At 65.4% G+C, this 15380-nt stretch carries 18 protein-coding genes; 11 read left to right on the forward strand and 7 right to left on the reverse strand.

The window, feature by feature from the left end; genetic code table 11:
- Nucleotides 1-56 precede the first annotated feature (56 nt).
- Nucleotides 57-473, forward strand: a complete 417-nt coding sequence (locus IVB24_RS16570) for a MucR family transcriptional regulator (protein WP_247773777.1) — start codon at nt 57-59, stop codon at nt 471-473.
- 140 nt (nt 474-613) lie between these two features.
- Here the strand turns inward: IVB24_RS16570 and IVB24_RS16575 are convergent, their stop codons facing one another.
- Both IVB24_RS16575 and IVB24_RS16580 read right to left on the reverse strand, forming a co-directional pair.
- On the reverse strand, nt 614-1042 hold the full coding sequence (locus IVB24_RS16575; protein WP_106950095.1) for a SufE family protein: 429 nt from the start codon (nt 1040-1042) through the stop codon (nt 614-616).
- 66 nt (nt 1043-1108) lie between these two features.
- Nucleotides 1109-1543, reverse strand: coding sequence for a DUF5330 domain-containing protein (locus IVB24_RS16580; protein WP_094975167.1), 435 nt, complete (start codon nt 1541-1543; stop codon nt 1109-1111).
- A gap of 410 nt (nt 1544-1953) precedes the next feature.
- Between IVB24_RS16580 and IVB24_RS16585 the strand changes: the two genes are divergently transcribed.
- The 4 genes from IVB24_RS16585 (at nt 1954) to IVB24_RS16600 (ending at nt 5323) form a co-directional block, all read left to right on the forward strand.
- The gene (locus tag IVB24_RS16585; protein WP_247773779.1) at nt 1954-3819 is read left to right on the forward strand and encodes a PAS domain-containing sensor histidine kinase; all 1866 of its coding nucleotides are present in this window, start codon (nt 1954-1956) and stop codon (nt 3817-3819) included.
- Complete coding sequence (locus IVB24_RS16590; protein WP_247773780.1) at nt 3812-4561, forward strand: peptidoglycan-binding domain-containing protein; 750 nt, start codon at nt 3812-3814, stop codon at nt 4559-4561. The genes IVB24_RS16585 and IVB24_RS16590 overlap by 8 nt, the downstream gene beginning before the upstream one ends.
- Before the next feature lie 154 nt (nt 4562-4715).
- On the forward strand, nt 4716-4925 hold the full coding sequence (locus tag IVB24_RS16595; protein ID WP_162308459.1) for a hypothetical protein: 210 nt from the start codon (nt 4716-4718) through the stop codon (nt 4923-4925).
- Nucleotides 4926-4978: 53 nt separating this feature from the next.
- Entirely contained in the window at nt 4979-5323 is a 345-nt protein-coding gene (locus tag IVB24_RS16600; RefSeq protein ID WP_094975163.1) for a DUF1491 family protein, read from the forward strand.
- Nucleotides 5324-5518: 195 nt separating this feature from the next.
- Here IVB24_RS16600 and IVB24_RS16605 read toward each other — a convergent pair whose 3' ends face one another.
- Complete coding sequence (locus IVB24_RS16605) at nt 5519-6493, reverse strand: DUF2336 domain-containing protein (RefSeq protein WP_247773781.1); 975 nt, start codon at nt 6491-6493, stop codon at nt 5519-5521.
- 252 nt (nt 6494-6745) lie between these two features.
- Here IVB24_RS16605 and IVB24_RS16610 point away from each other — a divergent pair, with 252 nt between their 5' ends.
- The 6 genes from IVB24_RS16610 (at nt 6746) to IVB24_RS16635 (ending at nt 12774) form a co-directional block, all read left to right on the forward strand.
- A complete protein-coding gene (locus IVB24_RS16610; protein WP_140478076.1) occupies nt 6746-6934 on the forward strand; it encodes a hypothetical protein in 189 nt (62 codons plus the stop codon).
- Between the two features lie 15 nt (nt 6935-6949).
- Nucleotides 6950-7711: a hypothetical protein gene (locus IVB24_RS16615; protein WP_247773782.1), complete on the forward strand. Its 762-nt coding sequence runs from the start codon at nt 6950-6952 to the stop codon at nt 7709-7711.
- A 223-nt stretch (nt 7712-7934) separates the two neighbouring features.
- Nucleotides 7935-11339, forward strand: a complete 3405-nt coding sequence (locus IVB24_RS16620) for a CHAT domain-containing protein (protein ID WP_247773783.1) — start codon at nt 7935-7937, stop codon at nt 11337-11339.
- Between the two features lie 30 nt (nt 11340-11369).
- Nucleotides 11370-11813: a hypothetical protein gene (locus tag IVB24_RS16625; RefSeq protein WP_094975159.1), complete on the forward strand. Its 444-nt coding sequence runs from the start codon at nt 11370-11372 to the stop codon at nt 11811-11813.
- Nucleotides 11814-11851: 38 nt separating this feature from the next.
- Nucleotides 11852-12007, forward strand: coding sequence for a hypothetical protein (locus IVB24_RS16630; RefSeq protein WP_247773784.1), 156 nt, complete (start codon nt 11852-11854; stop codon nt 12005-12007).
- A 2-nt stretch (nt 12008-12009) separates the two neighbouring features.
- A complete protein-coding gene (locus IVB24_RS16635) occupies nt 12010-12774 on the forward strand; it encodes a hypothetical protein (protein WP_094975157.1) in 765 nt (254 codons plus the stop codon).
- 195 nt (nt 12775-12969) lie between these two features.
- Here IVB24_RS16635 and arsC read toward each other — a convergent pair whose 3' ends face one another.
- From arsC to IVB24_RS16655, 4 genes are read right to left on the reverse strand one after another with little or no spacing between them, the layout of a single operon-like run.
- The gene (gene arsC / locus IVB24_RS16640; protein ID WP_247773785.1) at nt 12970-13371 is read right to left on the reverse strand and encodes an arsenate reductase (glutaredoxin); all 402 of its coding nucleotides are present in this window, start codon (nt 13369-13371) and stop codon (nt 12970-12972) included.
- A gap of 16 nt (nt 13372-13387) precedes the next feature.
- A complete protein-coding gene (arsB, locus tag IVB24_RS16645) occupies nt 13388-14443 on the reverse strand; it encodes an ACR3 family arsenite efflux transporter (protein WP_247774109.1) in 1056 nt (351 codons plus the stop codon).
- A gap of 2 nt (nt 14444-14445) precedes the next feature.
- Nucleotides 14446-14973 (reverse strand): arsenate reductase ArsC, encoded by a 528-nt coding sequence (locus IVB24_RS16650; protein ID WP_094975154.1) that lies wholly within the window; start codon nt 14971-14973, stop codon nt 14446-14448.
- Complete coding sequence (locus IVB24_RS16655; protein ID WP_094975153.1) at nt 14966-15328, reverse strand: metalloregulator ArsR/SmtB family transcription factor; 363 nt, start codon at nt 15326-15328, stop codon at nt 14966-14968. The genes IVB24_RS16650 and IVB24_RS16655 overlap by 8 nt, the downstream gene beginning before the upstream one ends.
- Nucleotides 15329-15380 lie beyond the last annotated feature (52 nt).

Genomic DNA, 15380 nt, shown 5'->3' on the forward strand with positions numbered 1-15380 from the left:
AGGGAATAGTTCGCGTCGTCTATCCCGTGAGGCGCAAGTGCAAAGAGGGCGGGCTCATGTCGGATGCCGGGGCTAAGAATTTCATCGAGCTGACGGCGAGCATCGTGTCGGCCTATCTCAGCAACAATCCGACGCCGGCTGGGGAGATTCCGAACTTGATCAGCCAAGTGCACGGCGCCCTGGTGCGGGTGTCGTCGGGCCGCACCGAGACCGCGCCGCTCGAGCCGGCCAAGCCGGCGGTCTCGTTGAAGAAGTCGATCGCGCCCGATTATCTGGTCTGCCTGGAAGACGGCAAGCGCTTCAAGTCGCTGAAGCGCCATCTGCGCACGCAGTACAACATGACGCCGGAGCAATACCGCGAGAAATGGGGCCTGCCGGCCGACTATCCCATGGTCGCGCCGAACTATGCGGTGGCGCGCTCGCAATTGGCCAAGCAGATGGGCCTCGGACAGCAGCAGCGGAAACGGAAGTAGCTTGCTGCTTGATCGGCGCACTCAGCCCTCATCCTGAGGAGACCGCAAAGCGGGCGTCTCGAAGGATGGCCGCGGGCGAGAGCCGGGCCTTTCTTGATTCGAGACGCGCGTTCCGCGCTCCTCACCATGAGGATCGCGCCTCACGACGCTTCAGCGAGCGCCTCTCTCGCGTCGGTCTTGATGCGCTCGACCATCGAGCGCAGGCCGTTGGAGCGCTGCGGCGTCAGATGATCGCGAAAGCCGAATTCGTTGAACACGGCGATCGCGTCGGTATCGAGGATCTCCCGCGGCGTGCGTCCCGAATAGAGCGAGAGCACGATGGCGACCAGCCCGCGCACGATATGCGCGTCGCTGTCGCCGCGATATTTCAGGATCGGCACGCCACCATCGCGGTCGACCAGCTTCTGCAGCCAGACCTGGCTGACGCAGCCGTTGACCTTGTTCGCGGCGGAATGCTCGGCCTCCGGCATCGGTTCCAGTGTGCGGCCGAGCTCGATGACGTACCGGTAGCGGTCGTCCCATTCGTCCAGAAGCTCGAAATTATCCCTGATTTCGTCGATCGTCGTCATGCTGGCCCGTGTCCCGTTGGGGCCAATATAAGGATGCGAGGAGATGAAATCGATAGGGTTTGGGCGCTAATTCGCCGCCGAGGGGCCGCGCCATTCCAGCGCGAGGTCGTCCTGGCTCAGGGTGTCGTGCGGCGCTTCGCTCGAGACGGCATCGCCTTCGCCGGCCATCGCGATCGAGCCGGTATGGTCGGGCGCCTTCTTGTCGTTCTTCTCGTTCTTGTCGTTGCTGATGTGCTCTTTCTTGTCGTTGATGATCTGGTAGATCTTGCGCGCGCCATCCTGGGCGCGCTGGCCGATGATGGTCGCGGCCTGTCCGCCAACCTCGCAGGCCGCCGGCTGGCGCTTGCAGAACTGGGTCATGTCTGAGACGGCCGCGGTCGCAGCCTGAACCGCGTCGGCGGCGCCGATCTGGGGCAGCTTCTCCGATTCGGGCGTCTTGTCCCTGGGCAGGAGCACCAGCACCAGCCCGAGCCAGAATGTGATGCGGAGCAGAAAGCGCATCTTGTCGACCTGTACGTTAGATCCCGTCCGCGGCGATGGTCCGCGCGCGTTTCGACCTAGCAACTCTCGATAAATCGCAAGTGATTGCCTTGAGCTTAATTCGCGGAAAATTTGCGCAGAATTCTTCGAGATCGACGGTGTCGTAAATTTTCGATTGACGCCGGCGCCCGGGTTTTGCCGGCACGAATGTCTACCAATTCGAAACCATGCCGGGATGCGGGAAACCCTGTGTTCACCATCCTCGCCGAAGACGTCGCCAAATCGTCTAAAAGGCCCCGCGATGTCGCGGCGTCCGGCCGCGCACCGGGCCGCCTTAGCACTCGTTTAAGGTCGCTCTGACACGGTGGCTCAACGATAAGGAGGCGTTGCGGCGCGTCTTCAAAGGACGAGTGAGCCGAAGCGCGAGACCCGTGACAGTTTTGAGTATCATCCGCGATTGTCTCGATGCACTGCTGCATCCCTCCGCGCGTTACGATGCGCTGATGCGGGCGCGTCATCGTGCCTTCATGGCGCCTCGGCTACTCGGCAGCCTGGCCGCCTTTGCCGCATTCCCGGTTTATCTCGCCATGCGTGGCGCGCCGAGCGCGGTCGAGGTCGCCGCTTTCGCCTGGCTGATCGCGCCGATCCTGCTGTCCTGGTTCCTGTCGCGCACCGGCCGCTATGAAGGCGCGCATGTGCTGTCGTCGCTGGCGCTCGCCGGCCTGATCATGGCTGTCGCGGGCAGCACGGGCGGCATCGAATCATTCGCCGCGGTCTGGCTGGTCGTGGTTCCCCTCGAAGCCGCGCTGTCGGCCTCGCGCCGCGTCGCGGCCTTCGCATCATTGCTCGCGCTGTCCTGTGCGGGACTCCTGATCCTCGCCGGCCAGCTCGGCTGGCTGCCGGTCGCAGACACCAGCACCGCGGAACGCGGCGTGCTGATGGCGTGCGGCGTCGTCTCGGCGACGCTCTATGCCGCCGGCCTTGCTTTCGGCGCGGAATCGCTCGCGCGTACCAGCGTTGCGCTGCTGTCGCGCGAGGAGGAGCGCTATCGCCTGCTCGCCCGCAACATGAGCGACGTCGTCTCGCGGCATCGGCGCAACGGTGCGGTGCAGTTCATCTCGCCCGCGGCCGAGGCCATGCTCGGCATGCCGGTGGCGCAACTGCTGGGGCATGGCCTGTTCGACCGCGTCCATGTCGCCGATCGCCCGGCCTATCTCACCGCACTCTCCGCTGCCGCGCGCGGTGACGTCCGCAGCATCGAGTTCCGGCTACGGCGTGAGCCCGACGGTTCGGAGCGCGGCCAGGTCGATTTCCTCTGGGTCGAGATGCGCTGCCGCCCGCTCGACCGGGATTTCGGCCAGAATCCCCATGGCGACGATACGCGCGAGGCAGAAGTCGTCGCCGTGATGCGCGACGTCACCGAGTACAAGCTGTCCGAGCAGGCGCTGGAACAGGCGCGCAGCGCCGCGGAAGCGGCCGATGCCGCCAAGACGCGCTTCCTCGCCACCATGAGCCACGAGCTGCGCACGCCGCTGAACGCCATCATCGGCTTCTCCGAGATGATCGCACAGGAGCAGACCCTGATGCTGGGTGCGGCCCAGCGCCGGGAATATGCCCAGCTCATCAACGATTCCGGCCAGCATCTGCTGTCGGTCGTCAACGGCATCCTGGACATGTCGAAGATGGAGTCCGGCAATTTCGAGATCGCGTCCGAGCCGTTCTCGCCGCGCGCCGCGCTGCTGCATTGCTGCAATCTGCTGGCGCTGAAGGCGCGGGAGAACGGCATCGACCTCATCACCGACGCGCCGCAGGATCTGCCGGTCATGACCGGCGATCCCAGGGCGTTCAAGCAGATCGTGCTCAATCTCGTCGCCAACGCCATCAAGTTCACCGAGCGCGGCGGTCAGGTCTCGGTGACCGCTTCGGTGTCGGGTTCGCAACTGACGCTGCGCATCGGCGACACCGGCGTGGGCATTGCGGCCGACGATCTCAACCGTATCGGCGCGCCGTTCTTCCAGGCGGGCAAGACCTATCAGCGCCGTCACGAGGGAACCGGCCTCGGACTTTCGATCGTCAAGAGCCTCGTGGCGTTGCATCTCGGCGAATTGACGGTACAAAGCAGATTGGGAGAGGGCACTCTCGTCACCGTGAGGCTGCCGCTCGTCTACACGCCCCCGCAAGTCAAGCCGGTCGAGAGCAAGGTCGCGACGCTGGCGCCGGTGCAGCGTCACGACCTTCAAGACCAAGCTCACGACCAGTCTCAGGACCAACCCGCTCTGGTGAAGAAAAGTGCCTAGGAAGTCTGCCAAGGACGAAGCCGCTCCGCGCCGCCGTGGCGCCAAGGCCGCCGTCGTCGATGTCGAGACCGAGCGCAACCTCGTAATGCGCGTGCTGCTGCACAGCCCCAAAGATACGCTCGCCGGCCTCGTCGCCGTCGCTGCGATCGGTGCGATCGTCACCAACGCGCTGTTCCTGCAGACCGGTCGGCATCCGGCGCCGATGTTCGGCACCGTGATCAATCTTCCCGCGCCTTCCTCCGTGGCGCTGCCGAACCCCTTGCCGCGTCCGCGCCCGGTGGGCGCCGACACCTCGCCGCTGGAGCCGCGCGCGACGGAGTTCCGCGCCGAGCCCAAACCTGCCGAGCCCAAACCTGCCGAGCCCAAACCTGCCGAGCCCAAGCCTGTCGAGCGAGCCGCCGAGAAGCCGCCGGAGAAACCGGTCGAGGCGACCGCATCGACGCGCTCGAACGATCCGATGACCAATCTGGTCAAGCAAACGATGTCGACGCCGCAATCCGCCATGCGTCCGCCGGCGCCGATTCCCATGCCGCATGGCCCGGCCGCACGGCGCATCGCCGGCGTGCAGCGCGCGCTGTCCGAATATGGCTACGGCAATTTGAAGATCACGGGCACGATGAGCGGCGAGACCCAGTCCGCGATCCAGAAGTTCGAGCGCGAGCACAGGATGCAGGTCACTGGCCAGCTGTCCGACCGGCTGCTGCGCGAACTCGGCGCCGCAATCGGCCATCCCGTCGATTGACGCGTATCTCGCTGTCATTGACGCCGATCAATTCCCGGCATGCCGCTCCGGCAAGGCAGGCCCGCCCGCGCACGGGCGATTTGCTCGGGATCAATGACGGCCGGCAGCTTCGGGGAACATGATCGACCATCTTCAAGGAAGAAGAGAGGTTGTCATGTTCAAGGTCTCGGTTCTGGTCTGGATCGTGCTGGGTACGGTGCTCGCGGGCGTCAGCCTGATCGTCGTGCTGATGGTGCCGAGTTTCGCCGCGGACGCGATCAGAAACATCCCCTATGCGGTTGCCGTGGGATTTGCACTTGCAATGCCGCTGTCATACCTCGTGGCGCGCCAGATCAACGGCGGGCAAGGTGTAAGCAAGGCGTGACATTCGGACACTGACACTGGCGGCGCGCGTCGCGCTGGCCTATCGTTCGACTCATGCGTTTGAAATCCAACATATGGGTCGCGGCCTATTTGCGCCGGTGCCAGACGGAGGGCGTGTACGGCGCGGTGGTTCGTCGCGGTGCCGAGGAGGCGGGTGCGGTGTTCGTCAAGGTCTCGCTGCTCGACGGCCAGGCGATGCTCTACGCTCCGGCGCCGCAGACGTCGTACGACGACGACCGCCCCGTCGATCGCTTCTTCGTGCCGGTCGCGCAGCAGCCCTTGCCGGAGCACACGATCGAGGAGCGTCTCGCCAAGGAAATCCGCTTCGATCCGGACGCCTGGATCGTCGAGACCGAGGATCGCGCCGGGCGGCATTTCCTGGACCTGGCGAAGACGTAGCTGCTGCTCCCGTGTCCCGGACGAGCGGCGACGCGCAGCGTTGCCGCGCAGAGCCGGGACCCGGAAAGCGACACGAACGGACGCTGCGAGATGAGCCACGGCTCAACAACGCATCGCACCGTACGATGCTTCGCATCGCCGGGAGCGCTGTGCTGCGTCCGGGGCACGAACTCCATAGTGTGCCGGCGTGGCGAACTAGCGCTCCGACGATCCGTCGGTACCGGTGCGGCGCGGCATCGCGCCCGGCTGCACGCCCGGCCGCGTCTGGCTCGCGCCGGCGCGGGCGCGCTGGCGTTCGCCGTCATGCAGTGACGGCTGGTATTTTGCGCGGGTGACGGCGAGAGTCGAACCGCGCCAGGCCGCCAGCATCACCAGCGCCGAGCGGTCGCTGAGGCGGTCGTAGAGCCGCGACAGCCGGTACACCTCGTTCACGGAATTGCCGATCTCCGGCTTGAAGAACAGCAGGATGCGCTGGAAATTCGGGCTCGGCATGTCGAGCGCGCGCGCGGCGACCGCGAGCGCTTCGCCGCCGGCATCATCGACGATCTGGACTGCGACGCGCGAGGGCAGGATCAGGCTGTCGCCGAGCTCGAGGGTGAAATTCTCGACATCGCCCGCGATCGCCGCCATCTCCAGGATCTGGAACGCGCGCCTGGCGCGCGCGGTCGGAATGCGGGGCGCGGCCTTCAGCGGGGTCTGCGCCAGATTGTGCAGGATCAGCGCGCGCTCGGAGGCGCCCGCGCGGAAGAACATGTCGTGGATCTCCGCGGCGTCCGTCGGCTGCATCGCCATGTTGGCGGCCATGCGCCGCTCGGCGTCGGTCGGCGTGCGGACCGGCGAGGGGGCGGGTGCGGGCGTGGGGATCTCGCGGGCCAGCGGAACCCTGCGGCCTTCCTGCGCCGCGACCAGGCCGAGCTTCTGGAGAACCGGGATCGGCGCCTGCGGATAGATTGCGAGCCGCGCCTTGACGGCCGCGCGCGTGGCATCGTCGACCTGGTCGATCAACCGCGTCGCAAGCTCGATGAATTGCCGCTGTTCGTCGTCGCTGTGGGTGTTCTTCTGGACGTAAAGGTCGGTCAGCACGCGCAGCAGCGTCGGCCGAACATCGACGCCTTCGCGACGGGAGAGCGACATCAGCCCGTCGAATCCGGGAAACAGCGACTTGGTCATGGAGGATACGCGACCTGGAAGAGATACTCGTCGCCAGCCTATCGCAGGCTCCTTTAAAGGCTCGTTAAGGAAAACGAGGCGTGAAATCCAACGCTCGATTTGAAGCGATCTCGTGCCGCAGCGGGACGTCGCGGCCGGCCCGTGCGGTTACGGTTCCACCGCGACGTTTACACCCCGTTAACCATGAACTGATCTTAATGAATGCATGTTGCACGGGCGCGCATGATCGCGCGGCAATCGAAGAGAGCTGACATGGGGACCATCATTGAATTTCCGGCCGGTCGCCGGGTGGGCTCGTCGGGGGATGTCGCTCCGCGCGCGGACATGGGAACGATCCTGATCCTTCCCGTCATCCGTATCGAGCGCGAGGCAGACGAAGCCAGCGGAGATCACGGGCCGGAGCAGGGCACAGCGCCGGGGCGCCGTCGTCGCCGTCGCTGATTCCAGGCTTTTGCAATGCCGGACACCGTCCGCCAGATCCGGTCTGTCCTGTCGGCCGTCTTGCTCGCGCTTTTGGCTGCGAGCCTCGCGGCCTGTAGCGGCGGCGATTTCGGCCGCACCCGTGAGAGCATGCGCAGCGACGACATGCATCGCTGGCTGGGCGCGGAGGTCACCGGCAGCGTCGGTCTGAAGCCGTCGCAATTTCAGCTGACCGACGAGGAGCGCCAGCTGCGCGACCTCGCCTATCCCATGATCGAGCCGCCGCTGTCGCGCCCCGCATGGAAGAGCGTGTTCGGCGACTACAAGGCGATGCCCTCGCCGTGGCAGCAGAAGATCGTGTTCGACCGCACCATGTACGGCCGCACGCTGATCGACGAGCCGCACCGCTCGCATTCCTCGCGCTACGCGCAACTGATGGAGGACGTGCGCAACGACATCACCCGCTTCGAGCCGTTCTTCGCCAGTGCGATCCGCGTCATCGACCTCGACAGGAAGCGCAATGCCAGCATGGCCCGCGTCTCCGCGCTCTCGCCGAGGGAGAAGGACGACGCGGTCGCGCGCATGCAGGAGAACTCGCTGATCGTGCAGTGGGTGCAGCAATGCCTGGAGCAACGCATCTCGTCCTACCGCTGGGCGCTGGAGCGCCTGGTGATCCAGGCCCCCGACGGCCTGGCCGCCGACGCCGACCGCCTGATCGGCGAGCTTGCGGCCCAGACCGCCAACCCGCCGGTCCAGGCGCAACCGCCCTATGGACGTGCGGTGGTTTCGAAGGGCTGAGACCCGCAAAGGCCGCTCGTGGCGAGCGGGCCGTCCCCGTCAATCGGCTGCATTGGGATGCGAATCCCGCGCTCTTGCAGTGCTCCCAGGCCGCGCCGCGCTGCATCATAACCTTCATCCCAGCCCAGACTTCGTTCAGGAACCCTGATTGCGCTTGTCCTTCGGGGCCGGATGACTAGGATTATTTTGTTTCTTCAAGTCATTTGCCCAAAGGTCCATAGAGATGCTCCTAGACGCCCTGCGTCCTTTTACGAGCCGTCCGGACGTTTCCCACCGCACCCTGCTGGCTCTTGCCATCCTGCTCGGAACCACCGGTTCGGCCGCCGCGCTTAGCAAGGAAGCGGCGCTGGAGAATTGCCGGATGACCATCGGCAAGCCGATCGTGCAGGCCTGCATGCGTGCCGGTGGCGGCGCCAATCTCGAAGCCTGCCGCGCCAAGGCTTCGCCCCAGGTCAGATCCTGCGTGATGGCGGCGCTGAATGCCGCCAACGGCCGGGCCAATGTGGCTGTCGAGGTTCCCAAGGAGAGCGCGCCCAAGCTCGAGGCGGGCACGGCGCTTCCGAAGGACTTCGTCGCGCCGCCCCGCAGCATCGCGGACATTACCGCCGTCCTCGACGGCGACAGGCCCGACGCGAAGATGATCGCGGAACTGAAGTCCGATGCCGACGCCGTCCCGACGGGCAAAGAGTCGCGCCAGGATCTCGCCCAGCTCTATTTCGATCGCGCCAACGCGCGCGCCCAGCTTGGCCGGCTCGCCGAAGCGATGGCGGACGCAGACAAGGCCGCGGAGGTCGGGCGCGGCGCGGTGGGGCCGAACCTGCTGGGTCGTATCCTGCAGCTTCAGTCCTTGCAGCACGCCCTCGCGGGCGACCCGAAGCGGTCGCTCGAGATCATGCAGAGGCTGCTGCGCGAATCGGCCAGCATGCCCGGCGCCAAGGGATTGCAGTTCAACACCAACCGCGGCATCGCGAGCGTTCTCATCCAGATGGGCGACGTCGCGCAGGCCGAGGGCTATCTGCGCCGCAGCCAGACCGCGATCCAGGAGGCCCGCACCAGCGGTCATCCCAACTGGCGAGCGTCCTATGCCAAGTTCGGCCAGGGCTGGGAAGGCGAGCTGGAGCTCGGGCGAGCCCTGATCTTCGAGGCGCGCGGACAGTTCGCCGACGCCGAGGTCGCCTATCGCAATGCCGAGCTGCGCAAGCGCGCGAGCACGAAGGCGATCCTGGAAGCTGACAATCCGCCCGCCGAAACCATCCTGCTGCAGGCGATCGACGGCATCATCCTGAACCAGGCGCGCATGAAGGCGAAGCAGGGCAGGCTCGCCGAGGCCGAGGTGGATGCGCGCCGCGCGCTGCTCTCGCGCCTGAAGGATACCGGCAAGTACAATTCCGTCACGCCGCGTTTCGTGATGGGACTTGCGGGTATCCTCGTCGACCAGGGCCGCTATGAGGAGGCCGAGAAACTTGGACGTGTCGCCCTTGAGATCGCCAACAAGGTGGGCGTGCCAGAGGATTCGCAAGCGACGGTGCAAGTGTTGTCGCAGCTCGCCGGGATCCTGACGCTTCGGCGTCAGAATGCTGAAGCCGGCGCAATGTTCGCGCGGATCGACAAGGCCGTCACGGGTTGGGATCCTCAGCGCCGTCAGGTGTTCGAGCTCAATCCCTCCCGCATCCTGTCGCTCTATGGCTCCGGTCAGTTGGACGCCGGCATCGCGGCCGCCGAGCAGCTCGTGAAGAAGCAAATCGCGCGCGTCGGCGAGAATCATTTCGACGCCGCATCGGCGCGCGGCACCCTGGCCATGGGCTTGATGCGCGCCGGGCGTGACGCCGAGGCGATCCGAGAATACAAGGCCGCCATCCCGGTCATGATGGCTGGCGCCAACGAGAACGCCGACGACGAGAACACGACTGTCGTCGCCGCACGCAGCCAGCGGCTGCAGGCCATCGTCGAGAGCTATCTGATGCTCCTGGCGAGGGCCGAGGGGACCAATAAGACTGTCGGCGAAGAGACGTTCAGCCTTGCCGACGCCATCCGCGGCCGTTCGGTGCAGCAGGCGTTGGCGGCCTCGAGTGCGCGCGCGGCCGCGAAGGATCCTGCGCTCGCAGAACTCGTGCGCAAGGAGCAGGACCTGACCAAGCAGGTCAACGCCCAGCTCGGCACTCTCAACAACGTGCTCGCCCTTCCGGCGGCGGAGCGCGACGACAAGGGTGTCGCGCAGATCCAGGCCTCGATAGCGGCCCTGCGCGGTCAGCGGGACAAGGCGCGCCAGGAGATCAAGCAGAAGTTTCCAATCTACGCCGATCTCGTTTCGCCGAGGCCGCCCAGCGTCGCCGATATCCGCGCCACGCTGGCCGACGACGAGGCCATGCTGTCGTTCTATTTCGGCCAGAACGCCAGCTTCGTGTGGGCTGTACCGAAATCGGGGCCGGTCGCCTTCGCCGCGGTACCGGCCAAGATCGGCGACATCGAGAGCAAGATCCGCAAGCTGCGTGAAGCGCTTGAGCCGCAGGCTGCGATGATCTCGGATATTCCGCCGTTCGACCTCGCGCTCGGCCATGAACTCTACGAGCTTCTGCTCAAACCCGTCGAGAGCGGATGGAAGCCGGCGAAGAACCTAATCGTCGTGACCAATGGCGCGCTTGGGCTGTTGCCGCTGTCCCTGTTGCCGACCGCAAAGGTGGAGGTGGCTGCCGACGAGGATCCGCTGTTCGTCGGCTATCGCAACGTGCCGTGGTTGGCGCGGACCCATGCCGTGTCGACGGTGCCGTCGGCGGCGGCGCTGCGCACGCTGCGGCAATTGCCGCCGGGCAAGGCCGGTCGCGGCGACCTCGTTGCCTTCGGCGATCCCTATTTCAACAGGGATCAGCAGACCGAGGCGGACGGCGCCGGGGAGAAGGTGCAGGTTGCCGATGCCGGCGGCAATGTCACGCGCGGCGGCCCGCTGAAGCGGCGCAACAGTCCCAAGCTCGAGGGCGTCGACAGCGCCGAGCTTGGTCTGCTGCCGCGCCTACCCGACACCGCGGACGAACTGAAATCGATCGCGCTCGCGCTGCAGGCCGATCCCTCGAAGGTGCTGTTCCTTGGGAAGGACGCCACCGAGAGCGCGGTGAAGACCATGAATCTGTCCGGCTTCAGAATTCTGGCCTTTGCCACCCACGGCCTCATTCCGGGTGAGCTGAACGGGCTGACGCAGCCGGCGCTCGCTTTATCCTCGCCGGCCGTGACAGGCGAGGGCGGTGACGGTCTCCTGACCATGGAGGAGATTCTCGGCCTCAAGCTCGATGCGGACTGGGTGATCCTCTCGGCCTGCAACACCGGCGCGGGAGCGGGCGCCGGGGCCGAGGCGGCGTCCGGGCTTGGCCGCGCGTTCTTCTATGCCGGAACGCGTGCGCTGCTGGTGACGAACTGGTCGGTGCATTCGCAGTCGGCGCGGCAATTGGTGACGGACCTGTTCAAGCGGCAGGCGGACGATCCCAAGCTGTCGCGCAGCGAAGCGCTGCGCCAGGCGGCGATGGCGCTCGTCGATGGTCCCGGCTATCTCAACAGCGAAGGCAAGACCGAGTTTGCGTATGCGCATCCGTTGTTCTGGGCGCCTTACACGATCATCGGCGATGGCGGCTTGCGGTGACCAACAGGTGACGGAAGGGGTGAAAAGACGATGACGCGGAATGTCTTGTTAGGCGTTGTGGCGGCAGGTTTATTGCTTTCGGCTCCTGCGCGCGCCACGCAATTGATCACCGAGGAAGAAGCCAAGCTGCCGCCTCCGAAGGGAGCAATCGCAGCCGACCGGCGCGGCATCCTGCGCGGCCCGAAGGTCGAGTTCATCTCGCCCGGCGATTCCATGAGCTCGCCGATGCCGCTGGTGCTGAAGTTCGAATCGTTCGGCGGAGCAAAGATCGACCCGGAATCGGTCAAGATGATCTTCCTCCGCACGCCGAACGTGGACCTCACCCCGAGGGTAAAGCCCTTCGTGAAGCCCGAGGGCATCAACATGCAGGATGCCGAACTGCCGCCGGGCGAATACACGGTGCGGGTCGATATCAAGGACAGCGACGGCCGGGCCGGTACCACCATCTTCACCTTGAAGGTCGGGCCGAAATGAGCTGTCCTTACTGCTGCGCCGGCACTGCGGAGGGCGCAATGGTCTGCCCCTCCTGCGGGCGCGACATCGCCGTTCCCGCCACCCTGCTCGCTGAGCGGGACGATCTCCTGCGCAAGCGCGAGGAATTGCGCGATGAGTTGAGACGGGCCAGAGACGAGGTCGAAGCCATCACAAGGCGAAGGAAGTCGCGCTAGCGATGGAGTGTCCGTTCTGCGCCGAGACGATCAAGGACGAAGCGATCGCGTGCAAGCATTGCTCGCGGGACTTGCGCATCGTGCGCCCGATGCTGATCGAAATCGACGCCATCGTCGCCGACCTGGACAAGCTCAGGCGCGACCTCGACCGCGTCCATGTCCGGCTTGAACGCTACAAGAACCCGCTGCGCTATTACCTGACGCATGCGGTGCTCTACGTTGCGATTCCGTCCGTGCTGCTGGTGATCGCGCATGTGCTGGTGACCATCACCCTCAACGTGTCTCCGATCCCGCTCCGGATCGCGTCGATCGTGATACCGCTTCTGTTCGGCTTCGTGGCCTATCCGCTGCACCGTGTCTCCGCGCTGACGGCCCTTGTGCTGGCTTTCCTGACGGCGACGGTCAGCGTGCTTTCGATGCTGACGGTCACCGGCGTTCACGATCATGTCCCGATCCTGCCGGAAGCCTGGATCGAGTGGCGCGAGGTGTTCGAATACGGCGCCAGCATTCTGCTCGCCTTCGTCTCCGGAAACATCTTGAGCGTGGTGATCTTCCAGGTGCTGCCCCGCGTGTTGACGCAGGGCGGCAAACCGAACGCATTCGCCTTCCGCGTCGCACGCCTCTTGGGGCAGCACGTCGGCGAAGAGCAATTGCGCCGCCGTGCCCGGCTGATCCAGGACCTCATGCAGACGATCGGCCCGCTGGCGGGCGTCGCGGCCACGGGCGTCGGCTCAATCTATGCGGGATTGAAAGGCCTGCTCGGATAGGGAGGACGCAACGCCTCTCGCCGCCAAGGCGTGAGTTCATGCGCAGCCAGCCTCCGGTGATGGTGCTCATGCGTTTCTCCGATCGACGATGGGTTCGCCGATCGATGGCGTGCTCGTGATGCGCGGGTTCAACCACGCGGGCGTCTCGAAGTTGCGTCCTGCTGTCGCCTGACAGCTGCTGCCATCGAGGCCAGTCTACCGCGCGTCGACCACTTCGCCGTCTTCCTTGACGAACCGGCCGACCGGACGATCCAGGAGACCGATGACGGCTTCGGAGGGCCGGCACAAGCGCGCGCCCATCTCCGTCACCACGATCGGGCGGTTGATCAGGATGGGATGCGCGAGCATCTGGTCGATCAGCTCGTCATCGGTCCATTTGGGATCGTCGAGGCCGAGCTCGCGAAAGGGCGTGCCCTTCTCGCGCAACAGCGCGCGGACGGAGATGCCCATCGCCTTGACGAGCTCGAGCAGCTTGTCGCGCGAGGGCGGCGTCTTCAGGTATTCGACGACGACGGGCTCGATGCCGCTCTGGCGGATCATCGCCAGCGTGTTGCGCGAGGTGCCGCAGTCGGGGTTGTGATAGATCGTGACACTCATGCTCGGGTTTTCCGCTTCACTGGCGCGCTTCCAGGGCTGTGGTGGCTTTGCCGGCGCCCGCTTCGTACCAGCCCCGGGTCGCCTTGACGATGCGGACGACGGACAGCATCACCGGGACCTCGACGAGCACACCGACCACGGTCGCCAGCGCGGCGCCGGAGTCCAGGCCGAACAGGCTGATCGCGGCGGCGACCGCCAGCTCGAAGAAGTTGCTCGCGCCGATGAGGGCGGCTGGAGCCGCGACGCACCAGGCTACGCCAAATCGTCGGCTCAGCCAGTACGCCAACCCCGCGTTGAGATAGACTTGCACGAGGATTGGAACGGCAAGGATGGCAATGACGAGCGGTTGCCTGACGATCTGCTCTCCCTGGAAGCCGAACAGCAGCACCAATGTCGCGAGGAGCGCGACCAACGACAGTGGCTGCAGCGCCCGCATGACGCGGTCGAAGCCGGCCGCGCCGCTTCGGAGCAGCACCTTGCGCCATAACTGCGCGACGATCACGGGAACCACGATGTACAGCAGGACCGAGAGCAGCAGCGTGCCCCAGGGAACACTGATCGAGGCCACGCCGAGCAGCAGTCCCACCAGCGGCGCAAACAGGAACACCATGATCACGTCGTTCAGGGCGACCTGGCTCAGCGTGTAGTTAGGCTCTCCCTCGCACAAATTGGACCACACGAACACCATCGCGGTGCAGGGCGCGGCCGCCAGCAGAATCAAGCCGGCGATGTAGGACGAAATCTGGCCAGCCGGCAGCAGCGGCGCGAAGAGGTGGCCGATGAAGAAGGAGCCCAGCAGGGCCATCGAGAACGGCTTCACGGCCCAATTGATGAAAAGGGTGACGCCGACGCCGCGCCAGTGCTCCCGGACCTGACCGAGCGAGCCGAAGTCGATCTTCAGCAACATGGGCACGATCATGAGCCAGATCAGCACTACGACCGGCAGGTTGACCTTGGCGACCTCAGCGGCTGCGATGGCTCCGAAGAAGCCCGGCAGGACGTGTCCCAGTGCGACGCCGACGACGATGCAAAGCGCAACCCACAGAGTGAGGTATCGTTCGAAGATGCCCATCGTCACGCCACGTCGTCTCGGTGGGATGTCGCGCCATCGGAGCGGCCGATCTCGCGCAGCCTGGTTCCGAGCGACAGCCTGTCGATGCTCCTCAGCGGCAGGTTCAGGAAGGTATCGATCCGATTCTTGAGATAGCGGAACGCAGTGACGAACGCCGCCTGCTTCTGCAACTCGGAACCTTCGGCCGCAGCGGGATCTTCAATGCCCCAATGCGCCGTCATCGGCTGGCCCGGCCAGATCGGGCAGGATTCGCCCGCTGCGTTGTCACAAACAGTGAAGACGAAATCCATCACGGGCGCATCGGCGCTCGCGAATTCCAGCCAGCTTTTCGAGCGCATCCCGTCGGTCGGGTAGTCCATGGCCTCGAGCGTGCGCAGTGCGAGCGGATGCACCTCGCCCTTTGGCGTGCTCCCGGCGGAGAAGGCTCGAAAGCGGTTGGCGCCGTCCCTCCGAAGGATCGACTCGGCCAGGATCGATCGCGCCGAGTTGCCGGTGCAGAGAAACAGCACATTGTAGATCTGGTCAGACACGGCTTCGTTCCTTCCGTTTCGGCGAGCAGCAGGATTGCAATGTTTCGACGACGGGATCGCAGACCTCCGGTCGCCCGCCGCAGCAATCGCGAAGCAGGAAGAGCGTGACGTCGCGGAATTCGCCGAGATTGGCGCGGTAGACGATCGAGCGGCTGTGCCGCTCGGAGGAGACGAGGCGCGCCCGGCTCAGGATCGCCAGATGTGCGGAGAGCGTGTTCTGGGGAACCTCCAGCAGGCGGGCGAGGTCGCCGGCGGCGAGACCCTCGGGCTCGTGCCTGACCAGCGTCCGGAACGCCTCCAGACGGGTCGACTGAGCCAAAGCGGCAAGGGATAGGACGGCTTCTTCGTTTTCCATATATCCAGATTTATGGAATAGATGAGGAGGCGTCAATCGGAATCTCGTATCC

The sequence above is a fragment of the Bradyrhizobium sp. 192 genome (assembly GCF_023100965.1).
In the GTDB taxonomy this organism is placed as follows: Bacteria; Pseudomonadota; Alphaproteobacteria; order Rhizobiales; family Xanthobacteraceae; genus Bradyrhizobium; species Bradyrhizobium symbiodeficiens.

Bases quoted from the DNA above. Each gene is read 5' to 3' on its own strand.
- IVB24_RS16580 (WP_094975167.1), bottom strand. From the start codon at position 1,543: ATGCGCTTTCTGCTCCGCATCACATTCTGGCTCGGGCTGGTGCTGGTG.
- IVB24_RS16600 (WP_094975163.1), top strand. From the start codon at position 4,979: ATGCGTTTGAAATCCAACATATGGGTCGCGGCCTATTTGCGCCGGTGC.
- IVB24_RS16605 (WP_247773781.1), bottom strand. From the start codon at position 6,493: ATGACCAAGTCGCTGTTTCCCGGATTCGACGGGCTGATGTCGCTCTCC.
- IVB24_RS16635 (WP_094975157.1), top strand. From the start codon at position 12,010: ATGGAGTGTCCGTTCTGCGCCGAGACGATCAAGGACGAAGCGATCGCG.
- arsB (WP_247774109.1), bottom strand. From the start codon at position 14,443: ATGGGCATCTTCGAACGATACCTCACTCTGTGGGTTGCGCTTTGCATC.
- IVB24_RS16630 (WP_247773784.1), top strand. From the start codon at position 11,852: ATGGTCTGCCCCTCCTGCGGGCGCGACATCGCCGTTCCCGCCACCCTG.
- arsC (WP_247773785.1), bottom strand. From the start codon at position 13,371: ATGAGTGTCACGATCTATCACAACCCCGACTGCGGCACCTCGCGCAAC.
- IVB24_RS16570 (WP_247773777.1), top strand. From the start codon at position 57: ATGTCGGATGCCGGGGCTAAGAATTTCATCGAGCTGACGGCGAGCATC.
- IVB24_RS16575 (WP_106950095.1), bottom strand. From the start codon at position 1,042: ATGACGACGATCGACGAAATCAGGGATAATTTCGAGCTTCTGGACGAA.
- IVB24_RS16610 (WP_140478076.1), top strand. From the start codon at position 6,746: ATGGGGACCATCATTGAATTTCCGGCCGGTCGCCGGGTGGGCTCGTCG.
- IVB24_RS16595 (WP_162308459.1), top strand. From the start codon at position 4,716: ATGTTCAAGGTCTCGGTTCTGGTCTGGATCGTGCTGGGTACGGTGCTC.
- IVB24_RS16615 (WP_247773782.1), top strand. From the start codon at position 6,950: ATGCCGGACACCGTCCGCCAGATCCGGTCTGTCCTGTCGGCCGTCTTG.
- IVB24_RS16625 (WP_094975159.1), top strand. From the start codon at position 11,370: ATGACGCGGAATGTCTTGTTAGGCGTTGTGGCGGCAGGTTTATTGCTT.
- IVB24_RS16620 (WP_247773783.1), top strand. From the start codon at position 7,935: ATGCTCCTAGACGCCCTGCGTCCTTTTACGAGCCGTCCGGACGTTTCC.
- IVB24_RS16655 (WP_094975153.1), bottom strand. From the start codon at position 15,328: ATGGAAAACGAAGAAGCCGTCCTATCCCTTGCCGCTTTGGCTCAGTCG.